General features: G+C 63.7%; 11 protein-coding genes and 1 pseudogene. 9 read left to right on the forward strand and 3 right to left on the reverse strand.

The genetic code is table 11. The annotated features are described in order from the left end of the window. Together ABI213_RS08545 and mnmD are read left to right on the forward strand one after the other, a co-directional pair. Positions 1-144: Fe(2+)-trafficking protein (locus tag ABI213_RS08545; RefSeq protein WP_348026758.1), on the forward strand; the 144-nt coding region annotated here is incomplete at its 5' end. Positions 145-146: 2 nt separating this feature from the next. Beyond that, positions 147-1,880 carry a tRNA (5-methylaminomethyl-2-thiouridine)(34)-methyltransferase MnmD gene (gene mnmD, locus ABI213_RS08550; protein WP_348006165.1) on the forward strand — a complete coding sequence of 578 codons (1,734 nt, stop codon included), beginning with the start codon at positions 147-149 and terminating at the stop codon, positions 1,878-1,880. Here the strand turns inward: mnmD and ABI213_RS08555 are convergent. Continuing rightward, positions 1,877-2,662, reverse strand: coding sequence for an SDR family oxidoreductase (locus ABI213_RS08555; protein WP_348026754.1), 786 nt, complete (start codon positions 2,660-2,662; stop codon positions 1,877-1,879). The two genes, mnmD and ABI213_RS08555, sit on opposite strands and share 4 nt — an antisense overlap. A 144-nt stretch (positions 2,663-2,806) precedes the next feature. On the opposite strand from ABI213_RS08555, the gene ABI213_RS08560 reads away from it, so the two are divergent. Further along, positions 2,807-4,504, forward strand: coding sequence for an electron transfer flavoprotein-ubiquinone oxidoreductase (locus ABI213_RS08560; RefSeq protein ID WP_348006167.1), 1,698 nt, complete (start codon positions 2,807-2,809; stop codon positions 4,502-4,504). Positions 4,505-4,608: 104 nt separating this feature from the next. Here ABI213_RS08560 and ABI213_RS08565 read toward each other — a convergent pair. Further along, a pseudogene (locus ABI213_RS08565) lies at positions 4,609-4,809 on the reverse strand (IS630 family transposase); the annotation flags it as partial. A gap of 103 nt (positions 4,810-4,912) precedes the next feature. Between ABI213_RS08565 and ABI213_RS08570 the strand changes: the two are divergent. From ABI213_RS08570 to ABI213_RS08595, 6 genes are all read left to right on the forward strand, one after another. Further along, entirely contained in the window at positions 4,913-5,341 is a 429-nt protein-coding gene (locus tag ABI213_RS08570) for a universal stress protein (protein ID WP_348006168.1), read from the forward strand. Between the two features lie 262 nt (positions 5,342-5,603). Further along, positions 5,604-6,029 carry a hypothetical protein gene (locus ABI213_RS08575; protein ID WP_348006169.1) on the forward strand — a complete coding sequence of 142 codons (426 nt, stop codon included), beginning with the start codon at positions 5,604-5,606 and terminating at the stop codon, positions 6,027-6,029. 87 nt (positions 6,030-6,116) lie between these two features. After that, the gene (locus ABI213_RS08580) at positions 6,117-6,458 is read left to right on the forward strand and encodes a DUF1924 domain-containing protein (RefSeq protein ID WP_348006170.1); all 342 of its coding nucleotides are present in this window, start codon (positions 6,117-6,119) and stop codon (positions 6,456-6,458) included. Between the two features lie 14 nt (positions 6,459-6,472). Further along, positions 6,473-6,952 carry a diheme cytochrome c gene (locus ABI213_RS08585; RefSeq protein ID WP_348006171.1) on the forward strand — a complete coding sequence of 160 codons (480 nt, stop codon included), beginning with the start codon at positions 6,473-6,475 and terminating at the stop codon, positions 6,950-6,952. Beyond that, the gene (locus ABI213_RS08590; RefSeq protein ID WP_348006172.1) at positions 6,949-7,668 is read left to right on the forward strand and encodes a cytochrome b/b6 domain-containing protein; all 720 of its coding nucleotides are present in this window, start codon (positions 6,949-6,951) and stop codon (positions 7,666-7,668) included. Before ABI213_RS08585 ends, ABI213_RS08590 begins: the two co-directional genes overlap by 4 nt. A gap of 22 nt (positions 7,669-7,690) precedes the next feature. After that, on the forward strand, positions 7,691-10,201 hold the full coding sequence (locus ABI213_RS08595; protein WP_348006173.1) for a cation-translocating P-type ATPase: 2,511 nt from the start codon (positions 7,691-7,693) through the stop codon (positions 10,199-10,201). A 474-nt stretch (positions 10,202-10,675) separates the two neighbouring features. Here ABI213_RS08595 and ABI213_RS08600 read toward each other — a convergent pair. After that, the coding region (locus ABI213_RS08600; RefSeq protein ID WP_348026756.1) for a branched-chain amino acid ABC transporter permease at positions 10,676-11,399 on the reverse strand (724 nt) is incomplete at its 5' end.

The raw sequence follows: 11,399 nt of genomic DNA on the forward strand, positions 1-11,399 counted from the left end.
AAGCACCAAACCATGCTGGTGAATGAAAACCGCCTGAACCTGGCCGACCTGCGCGCCCGCCAGTACCTGGCCCGCCAGATGGAGAACCACTTCTTCGGCAGCGGTGCCGATGCCGCACAGGGTTACGTGCCGCCCAGCGCCTGATCTTGAGCGAGGCCATCGAATGGCTAGCCGACGGCACGCCGTTCAGCCCGCGCTTTAACGACCGCTACCACAGCGAAGGTGGCGGGCTAGCGCAGGCCCGCGAGGTGTTTTTCCACGGCTGCGGCCTGCCCGCTGCCTGGGCCGCCCAGCCGCAGTGGCGCATCCTGGAAACCGGCTTTGGCCTGGGTCTGAACTTTCTGGTCACCTGGGCCGGCTGGCGGGCCGACCCGCAGCGGCCCCAGGTTTTACATTTCGTCTCGATCGAAGCCTGGCCCGCCGACGCCGACGATCTGCAGCGCAGTTTGCCCCTCGACCCCGAACTCCACCCTCTTGCGGCACAGCTCCATGCCCAGTGGTGGGGGCTGACCCCGGGATTTCACCGCCTGGTGTTCGAAAATGGCCATGTTGTGTTGACCCTGTGCATAGGCGACGCCCAGGCCATGCTGCGCGAAATGGCTTTTGAGGCCGACAGCGTCTACCTGGACGGCTTCAGCCCGCAACGCAACCCCGACATCTGGAACCTGCACACCCTGAAAGCCGTAGCCCGCCGCTGCCGCCGTGGTACCTGCGTCGCCACCTGGACCATTGCCCGCGCCGTGCGCGACAGCCTGACCCAGTGTGGCTTCGAAGTGCAGAAGACCCCTGGCGTGCCGCCCAAGCGCGACAACCTGCAAGGCCAGTTCAACCCCGCTTGGGAGCCCCGCAAGGCCGAAGCCACCACAACAGGGGCTCCCAGCCACTGCATCGTGGTAGGTGCAGGCCTAGCCGGAGCCGCCGTGGCCGCCAGCCTGGCGCGGCGCGGCTGGCTGGTGACTGTGTTGGATGCCGCCCAAACACCGGCGGCCGGCGCTTCCGGCCTGCCCGGCGGGCTGCTGGCACCACTGGTATCCAAAGACGACAACCTGGCCTCGCGCCTGTCACGCAACGGCGTGCGGTCCACACTGCAACAAGCGCAGGCGCTGCTGCAGATGGACCAGGATTGGCAGCCTTCGGGCGTGCAGGAAAAACAAGCCGATGCCGAGCCCCTGTGGCATGCCCACGCAGGCTGGATTCAACCTGCACGCCTGGTGCAGGCCTGGCTGAGCCACGCGCGCATCACCTGGCAAGGCGGAGTACAGGTGGATCGGCTGCAAGCCACACCCGAAGGCTGGCAGGTACTGAATGCGCAAGGCGATGTGCTGGCACAAGCCACGTTGGTCATAGTGGCCGCCGGGATGGCTAGCCGGGCGATCACCCGCACTGAGATTCCGCTGCAGCCCATTCGGGGCCAGGTGTCCATCGGGCGGCGCGGGGCCGAGGTCCTGCCGCCCTACCCCGTCAACGGCCACGGCAGCTTCATCCCCAACCTGCCCGCGGCGCATGGCCGTACCTGGGTCATGGGGGCCAGCTACGAACGCGACAACGCCGTTGCCAGCATCACCGCAGCCGACAACCAAGCCAACTGGGAGCGCCTGCAGGTGCTGCTGCCCGATGCGGCCAGCGCCCTGCACAGCCAGTTTGAAGACGGCACGGTGCAGGCCTGGGCCGGCATCCGCTGCGCAGCGCCGGATCGTCTGCCCATGGTGGGGCCCATCGCCCCCGGCCTGTGGGTCAGCACGGCCATGGGTTCGCGCGGACTGAGCTTTGCCCACCTGTGCGCCGAGCTGCTGGCAGCCCAACTCCATGGTGAACCTTGGCCAGTGGAGAAGAAATCGGCGGCGGCGCTGGATGTGCGGCGCTACGTCAGCGGTGCTTAAGCCGCACCGAATCCGTCGTCCGCCGCAATCACCGCGCCGTTCAAAAAGTGGCTCTGCCCGCTGGCCAGCAGCACCAGCAGCGCATCCAAATCCTCCGGTTTGCCGATGCGTTTGCGCGGCAACATTTGCACCAGCTTCTGGCCCTGCTCGGTGCCCCAGTGGTGGTGGTTGATTTCGGTGTCGATGTAGCCAGGGCAGATGGCGTTGACGTTGATGCCGTACTTGCCCCACTCCACCGCCATGGCCTTGGTCATCTGGATCACCGCCGCCTTGCTCATGCAGTACACGCCGATTTGGGGCAATACCTTGAGCCCGGCCATGCTGGCGATGTTGATGATGCGCCCGCCGGTGTAGCTGCCAGGGGCCGAGCCTTGGGCCCGGGCCAGCATGCGTTTGCCTACCGCCTGGGCGACAAAAAACGCGCCACGCACATTGGTGTTGAACATGTAGTCGAAGTCATCCTCGGTCACGTCCTGCAAGCGCTGGGTGGTGCTAACGCCCGAGTTATTCACCAGAATATCGATCGAGCCAACTTCGGTTTCGGTGTGCGCCACAGCGGAATTTATCGAATCGTTGTCACTCACGTCCAGCTCCACCACGGTGGCATCGCCGCCCTCGCCGATGATCTGGGCGCGCAGCTCTTTGAGCTTGTCGATGCGGCGGCTGGCCAGCACCACCGCTGCCCCGGCTTGCGCCAGCGTACGTGCAAACTGGGCCCCTAGGCCGCCCGATGCGCCGGTGACCAGGGCCACGCGGCCCGAAAGATCGATGCTGTATGCCATTGCGAATGTCTCCAAGATGATTCGGGAATGGCCCGATTGTGACAGTGCGCCTGCGCCAGTCCGCATAAAATCGCGACGATTTTGTCCCGTTGGTAATCCTGTTGTAACCGCTCTCCGGCAGCCGCCCCACCCGAAAAGAATGACATGACAAACGAAGAGATCCTGGCCCAGTTTGGTCCCCGTGAAGCGATGGAATACGACGTGGTCGTGGTCGGCGGTGGCCCCGGCGGACTGGCCACGGCCATCCGCTTGAAACAGCTGGCGGCAGAAAAGGGCACGGACGTGTCGGTGGTGGTGCTGGAAAAAGGCTCTGAGCCCGGCGCCCACATCCTCAGCGGCGCGATCATGGACCCGATTGCCCTGACCGAGCTCTTCCCCGACTGGAAAGCCATGGGCGCACCCTTGAACCAGCCGGTCACCGATGATGCGATGATTTTCCTGGGTGAAAAATCCGCCCTGCGCACGCCCAACTTTCTGCTGCCCGGCTGCTTCCAGAACCACGGCAACTACATCATCAGCCTGGGCACGCTGACGAAATGGCTGGCCGAGCAGGCGGAAGCCCTGGGCGTGGAAATCTTCCCCGGCTTTGCCGCCGCCGAGGTGCTGTACAACGCCGACGGTTCGGTGAAGGGCGTGGCCACCGGCAACATGGGCATCGGCAAAGACGGCGAACCCACCGCCGACTTCCAGATCGGCATGGAGCTGCTGGGCAAGTACACCGTGTTTGCCGAAGGCGCGCGCGGCCATCTAGGCAAGCAACTCATCGCCAAGTTCAAACTCGACGACGGCAAAGACCCGCAAACCTACGGCTTAGGCATCAAGGAAGTGTGGGAAATCGACCCGAAGCGCCACCAGCCCGGCTTTGTGATGCACACCGCCGGTTGGCCCATGGACAACAGCACCTACGGCGGCGCTTTTCTGTACCACATGGAGGGCAACAAGGTCACGCTGGGCTTCATCACCGGGCTGGACTACAGCAACCCCTACCTCAGCCCGTTTGAAGAATTCCAGCGCTGGAAAACTCACCCCAACGTGCGCTGGTACCTGGAAGGCGACGAAGAGCACGGTGTAAAACCCGCCAAACGCCTGGGCTACGGTGCCCGCGCCATCACCGCCGGTGGCCTGTCCAGCCTGCCCAAAACCGTGTTCCCTGGCGGCGCGCTGGTGGGCTGCGACGCGGGCTATTTGAACGTGAGCCGTATCAAGGGCAGCCATGCCGCCATCAAAACCGGCATGCTGGCGGCAGAGGCCGCGTACGCCGCCGTCACCGGTGGCCGCCAGCACGACGAGCTCAGCGCCTACCCCGAAGCCTTCGAGAAAAGCTGGCTGCACACCGAACTGCACAAGGCGCGCAACTTCAAGGCCTGGTTCAAAAAGGGCTTGCTCACCGCCACGCTGATGAACGGCATCGAGCAGTTCGCTCTGCGCGGCCACATCCCCTGGACGCTGCGCCGCGACAAGCCCGACCACGCCTACCTCAAGCCCGCCGCCGAGTGCCAACCCATCGTGTACCCCAAGCCCGACGGCAAGCTGACCTTCGACCGCCTCAGCAGCGTGTTCATCAGCAACACCAACCACGCCGAAAACCAGCCCGCGCACCTGACGCTGAAAGATGCCAGCGTGCCGGTGGATATCAACCTGCACAAATACGCCGGGCCCGAGGCGCGCTACTGCCCTGCCGGGGTCTATGAATTCGTCAAAACCGACAGCGGCCAGGACAAGCTGCAGATCAACGCCCAAAACTGCGTGCACTGCAAAACCTGCGACATCAAAGACCCGACGCAGAACATCGTCTGGGTGACACCCGAAGGCGGCGGTGGGCCGAACTACGCGGGAATGTAAGGATTTAAGGCCTTTTTTCAGGCCTCTAATTCGACACCAGCGCAGATAGAACCTGCACGGAATGCTCCTGTTTTTGACATCAAAAACAGGAGCATTTTTATAGGACGCACAAGCACACGTTTACCGATCTCATGGTTCAAATCTGCGTTCAGCCGCTCCTCTGGGTGGGGTTGCGGGCCTAAGCTGGGCAGGTAACACAACTCGATTTGGTCTGACTTTGGGCTACCCACGCCTTCACCAGTTTGTTGTGGTGTACCCGCATCCTTGACCAAGGCTTGCAAAAATTCAATGCGTTTGTCGGCATCAAGCAAAGGCTGCTGCGCCCTCCGCGTTTGACCTGCATCAATGCGGCCCGCTGCAGATGCCTCAAGCTGAGGGGGTTCGCCCATTTCCCCACAGGAGCCTTTGATGAAAATCCTAGTTGCCGTAGACGGTTCAAAATTTGCCCTGCACGCCGTCAAGTACGCCGCCAAGCTGGTGGCCCAGCTGCAGCCGGGCAAGCACAGCATCACGCTGCTCAGCGTGCACGATGACACCGGGCTGGGCCATGCCAAAGCTTTTGTGGGCAACGAAACGGTGGCCGACTACCTGCGCGAAATCAGCGAAAAAGAGCTCAAACCCGCCCGCAAGTTGCTCGATGCCGCAGGCATCCACCACGACATGGTGCAGCGCACCGGCCACGTGGCCAAAGAGATTCTGGACTGCGCCCAAAAGGGCAAGTTCGACCTGGTGGTGCTGGGCTCCAAAGGTCGCGGGGCGATTGCCGACCTGCTGATCGGCTCGGTGGCGCAGCGCGTACTGGCTGCAGCGCAGCAGCCGGTCTTGCTGGTGAAATAGCCCCCCGGCATGCTGGGTCCAGGGGGTATGCGCCCCGCCGAGCCACAACCGCGCTTGGCCCAGGACGGCACCCAAACCATGGTGCTATCGCCGTTGTCATGCACGAAGACTTTGCACCCTCTGTGTAATTAGATGTACCAGGGACCGCCTTGACCTGCATCAAGGGGCACAAGCCGGTGGGCCTCAGACTGCGTTTAGCAAAGTTGCCAGCCGTGGGGTGCAAACCTCACTGCGGGATTGTCGAAATCCAACGAAAGCTCTTATGAAAAACCTAATCGCTCGTCATCTCTTGGTTGTCTTAGCTGCTACATCGGTGATTCTGCCCGCATGGGCTGCCGATCCCGTCAGCGACGCTGCACGGGTCAAGCAACAGGCCAGCGAGATACCCGCATTGCAGAAAGCCGCAGCCATTGCCGCTGATTGGGAGGCGATAACGGTGCGGTCTGCTGCGCACCAGATCACGGTTACCGTGAGCGGCAGTCCGTTGACCCATTCGGCAGAACGCGAAGCACAGGCGTCAAAGATCGTGGCTGCCGTCGAGACCGGTATCGAAAAGAAACCGGCGTTCGCGCAAATCAGCGTCATCCATATGAACTACGTGAAGTTAGTGGGCCAGGGCAAATCTGCGGCGCAGGGCTTCGACTACTACCAGACGCCTGCCGGTGCCTTCGTGCCCCACAAGACCTAGCGGCATGCGCTTCACCGAAAGCAATGCATGAAAGCATGTCAAAAATGGGCACGGGCTGTCGCACTAGCACTTAGCCTTTGCACGGCAATGGCCCACTCCGCTACGCCTGCGGAGGTACAGGCGGCTTACGAAGCCAAGGCGAATGTCAGTGGCATTGCAGTCAAGGGGCAGCAGTTCTTCACGGCCAAGCACGGCAAGGAATGGGCATGCGCCAGTTGCCATACCGCCAGCCCGACGGTGGACGGCAAACACGCCAGCACTGGCAAGGTGATTGGACCCATGGCACCTGCCTTCAATCCAGAACGATTTACGGATGCAGCCAAGACCGAGAAATGGTTCCGGCGTAACTGCAACGATGTGGCCGGACGGGAGTGCACAGCGGGCGAGAAGGCCGATGTACTGGCTTGGCTCCAGACCTTCAAACGCTGAAAAGGAGCTTCTGCATGATTCCCAAAAACCGGCTTTTCCACGCCTTGCCACGGGCTGCGGTGGCGGGCTTGATCAGCCTGGCATTGCCCTGGAGCACGGCCCAGTCGCAAACAGTTAACGCGGCGGCCAAATACCAGCAGGAATGCGCGGCCTGCCACATGGCCTATCCACCAGGCATGCTGCCGCAGGCGTCGTGGAAGCGCATCCTTGGCCACCTGAATAAGCACTTTGGTACCGACGCTTCGCTCGACGAAGCCAGCTTGCGGGAGTTGTCCATATGGTTGCCCGCCAACGCCGACACCTTCCGCAAGGTGCATGAAACGCCCCCGCAGGACCGCATCACGCAGTCAAGGTGGTTCATTCGCCAGCACGACGAGGTGCCATCGGCCACGTGGAAGCGTGTAGCCATCGGCAGTGCTGCCAATTGCCTAGCCTGCCATTCGGGTGCGGCCAAGGGGAATTTCAATGAAGACGACGTGAGGATTCCGAAATGAACACCGAACCCGCTGCCCCTGACAAGCCGCGCACGTACCGGCCCAACGTCAAGGTCTGGGACGTGCCGGTGCGCGTCGCCCACTGGCTGTTGGCTCTGAGTTTTGCAGGGGCCTACCTCACCTCCGAGGGGGAGAGCTGGCGCCTGGTCCACATCACGCTGGGCTATACCGTAGGCGGCCTGCTGGTGTTTCGCGTGTTCTGGGGGCTGGTGGGTACACGTTACGCCCGCTTTGCCAACTTCCTGCGTGGCCCCACCGCAATCGCCGCGTATGCCAAATCGATGTTGCGGGGCAGGCCCTTGCACTCCACCGGGCACAACCCGGCTGGTGCGGTCGCCATCGTGGTGATGATACTGCTGGGTCTCAGCCAACTGGCCACGGGCTGGGCGGTCTACAACGACATCGGCGGCGAGTGGATCGAGGAGATGCACGAACTCGGCGGCAATGCCATGTTGGCCGTGGTGATAGCACACATCGCTGGCGTCGTCGTCGCCAGCGTTTTGCACCGTGCCAACCTGGCACGCGCCATGGTCACAGGCGACAAGCCGGGCGAGCCGCAGGAGGCGATCACGCGGACCTGGTCGTTCCTGGGAGCTTGTGTGCTGGCGGTGGTGTTAGGTTTCTGGGCCTACCAGTGGTGGCAGGCACCGGTGGTCAATGCCTATGACACGGGCGATGCACAACCGGTAACGGCCATAGCGTCCAAGTCGACCTGATCCAGCAAGCAGGCTGTCTCCCGTGGACCATACCGGATTGACCCCAGCCGAAGCCCAGCAGCGCCTGGCGCAGGACGGCCCCAACGCCCTCCCCGTGTCCCAACCGCGCAGCGTGCTGCGGCTGGTGGGCGATGTGGTATCTGAGCCCATGTTCCTGCTGTTGGTGGCCTGTGGCGCGCTCTACCTGGTGCTGGGCAACCGGCAAGAGGCGCTGATGCTGCTGGGCTTTGTGTTTGTGGTGATGGGCATCAGCTTTGTGCAGCAGCGCCGCACCGAGCGCTCGCTGGAAGCCCTGCGCGACCTGTCCAGCCCGCTGGCTTTGGTACTGCGTGGCGGCCAGACCCAGAAAATTGCCGCCCGTGAACTGGTCTGTGGCGACACCGTGCTGTTGGCCGAGGGCGACCGCGTGCCCGCCGACCTGGAACTCACCCACACCGCCAACCTGGCGTTGGACGAATCGCTGCTGACTGGCGAATCCGTGCCGGTGCAAAAACAGGCGGGTGGACAGGCCGGTGGTGCAGAAGCGGTGCAAGCCTTCTCCGGCACCCTGGTCACCCAGGGCAGTGGCCAGGGCCGGGTGGTGGCCACCGGCGAGCACAGTGCGCTGGGCCGCATCGGCCAATCGCTGCAAGGCATTGCCACCGAGATCACGCCGATCCAGCGCGAGACCAACAGCGTCGTCAAGACCGTGGCGGTAGCGGGGCTGGCGTTGGCCACCGCGCTGGCCCTGGCCTACGGGCTGCTGCGCGGCGACTGGCTGGGCGGCCTGCTGGCCGGGCTGACCCTGGCCATGGCCATCTTGCCGGAAGAGCTGCCGGTCATCCTTACCCTGTTTCTGGGCCTGGGGGCCTGGCGCTTGTCGCGCCAAAAGGTGCTGGCCCGCAGCATCCCCGCCGTGGAGCTGCTGGGGGCCACCACCGTGCTGTGCGTCGACAAAACCGGCACATTGACGGCCAACCGCATGGCGGTACGGCGGCTGTGGTCGGGCAGCGCGCTGTATGACAGCCTGAAAGACAGCGCCGCCCCTCTGGCCGAAGCGCTGCACGGCGTGCTGGAATACGCCGTGCTGGCCAGCCACCGCCGCGCCTACGACCCGATGGAGACCGCCATCGTCGGCGCGGGCGCTGAGCTGCTGGCCCAGACCGAGCACCTGCACGCCGACTGGGCGTTGGTAGAAGACTACCCCCTGTCGCCCGCCATGCTGGCCATGTCGCGCGTCTGGCAGTCGCCCGACCAGCAGGCCTACCTGATCGCCGCCAAGGGTGCGCCCGAAGCCATCGTCGACCTGTGCCACCTGCCGGGTCCCGAGCGCGAACAGATTGCGCAGCAGGTAGCCGCCATGGCCGCCGACGGCCTGCGCGTGCTGGGCGTGGCCAGCGCCCAGTTCGCCGCCCCGCCGCTGCCGGGCAACCAGCACGACTTTGACTTCGTCTTTCTCGGCTTGGTAGGGCTGCAAGACCCGGTGCGCCCCGACGTACCCCAGGCCATTGCCGCCTGCCAGGCCGCAGGCATCCGCGTGGTGATGATGACCGGCGACCACCCCGCCACCGCCCTGGCCATCGCCCGCCAGGCCGGTTTGGCCACCGATGCCCCGCCCATGACCGGGCAAGAACTCGCCGAACTCAGCGATGCGGACCTGCGCGAACGCCTGGCCACCACCCAGGTGTTTTGCCGCGTGCAGCCGGAACAAAAACTGCGTCTGGTGCAGGCCTTTCGCGCGCGCGGCGACGTGGTGGCCATGACCGGCGACGGCGTGAACGACGCGCCCGCCCTCAAGGCCGCCCACATCGGCGTGGCCATGGGCGCGCGCGGCACCGAGGTGGCCCGCCAGGCCGCCGACCTGGTGCTGCTCAACGACGACTTTGCCTCCATCGTCACGGCGGTGCGCTATGGCCGCCGCGTGTTTGCCAACCTGCGCAAGGCCATCGTCTTCGTGGTGGGCGTGCACGTGCCCATCGTTGGCCTGTCGCTGGTGCCGGTGCTGCTGGGCTGGCCGATGCTGCTGATGCCGGTACACATCTTGTTTTTGCAACTCATCATCGACCCGGCCTGCTCGGTGGTGTTCGAGGCCGAGCCGCTGGAAGCCGCCGCCATGGCCGTGCCACCCCGCTCCGCCGATGCCCACCTGTTCGACCGTAGCGTGCTGGCCCGCGGCCTGTGGCAGGGCTGCGGCCTGCTGGCGCTACTGCTGGGCGTGTACGCCGGGGCGCGGGCGCTCACCTACTCCGACGACATGGCCCGCGCCCTGGTGTTCACCGTGCTGGTGCTGGCCAACCTGGGCCTGATCTACGCCAACCGCAGCTGGACCCGCCCGTCCTGGCGCAAGGGAGCCGCCCGCAACCGCTACTTTGGTTGGATCAGCGCCGCCACCGTGCTGCTGTTGGCCTGCGTGCTGGGCATCCCCCCTGTGAGCCGCCTGTTTGCGTTCGAGCAGCCTACGTCGGGGATGCTGTTGGCGGCGGTGGGGGTGGCGCTGGTGGGGCTGCTGTGGTTTGAGGGGGTGAAGTGGGCGCTGGGGCGCAAGGGGCGTTGAGGCTGGCGTGCAACCGAGCCTGCACACCTTGGCGGAATAGGATGGTGGCTACAGACGGCTGACTTTATTTTGATAGCAGCTTACGCAATGTGCATGCGCGGCAAGGGCCTATCTTTTTCAAAAACTCTATGCAAGTACCTTGGCTACGGTTGTGCTGCTAGTGTGGTGTTGCATGCTTGATGGAACAAATAAAACGGATGGATTTTTGCCCAGGCTTAGGCGCAAACCAAAGACATAGCTCCGCTATGGCGCGGATTTGCAACGACAGCATGGGTGAAAAGACGCGGTTTTATGTTCCAGATAGCGTGCAACACCACACTAGTGCAGGTTCTACTTAGTAAAAAGAGCTGATAGAGGCGGAGCCCGAATTATTGGAATAAGGGCTATTTTTCAGGCATAAAAAATGCCGATGGCGCAGATACTACCTGCGCTAGCAGCTCCTGTTTTTGACATCAAAAACAGGAGCAATTCACCTCAGTGCCCGGCGGGCCCCGATGCCGGTTTCTTGCCCAACAAAGCCCCGATCTCACCCACCACGCCGCGGCGGAACAACAGCACGCAAATCACAAAGATCGCGCCCATGATCACCGTGACCCAGCTGCCCACCTTGTCGGCCAGCAAATCCTCCAGGCTGACGATGGTGATGGCACCGGCCACCGGGCCGAGGATGGTTCCCAGGCCGCCCAGCAGCGTCATCAACACCACCTGGCCCGAGGTGTGCCAGTGCACATCGGCCAGCGAGGCGAGCTGGAACACCAGCGACTTCATGGAGCCCGCCAGCCCGGCCAGCGAGGCCGAGATCACAAACGCCAGCAGCTTGAAGCGGGCCACGTCGTAGCCCAGCGAAATGGCGCGCGGCTCGTTGTCGCGGATGGCTTTCAGAATCTGGCCAAACGGCGAGTGGATGGTGCGGTGGATCAGCCAAAACCCGCCCAAGAACACCGCAAACACAAAGAAGTACATGGCGATGTTGTCTGACAAATCCACCAGGCCAAACAGCTTGCCGCGCGGAATGCCTTGCATGCCGTCTTCGCCCCCGGTGAACTTCATCTGCACGGCCACAAAGTACACCAGCTGCGCCAGGCCCAATGTGATCATGGCAAAGTAAATGCCCTCGCGGCGGATCGCCAGCATGCCAAACAAGGCCCCCAGCACGCCGCCAAACGCGGCCCCGGCCAACAGGCCCAGCTCGGGCGAC

This window comes from Rhodoferax sp. (genome assembly GCF_039922535.1).
GTDB lineage: Bacteria > Pseudomonadota > Gammaproteobacteria > Burkholderiales > Burkholderiaceae_C > Rhodoferax_B.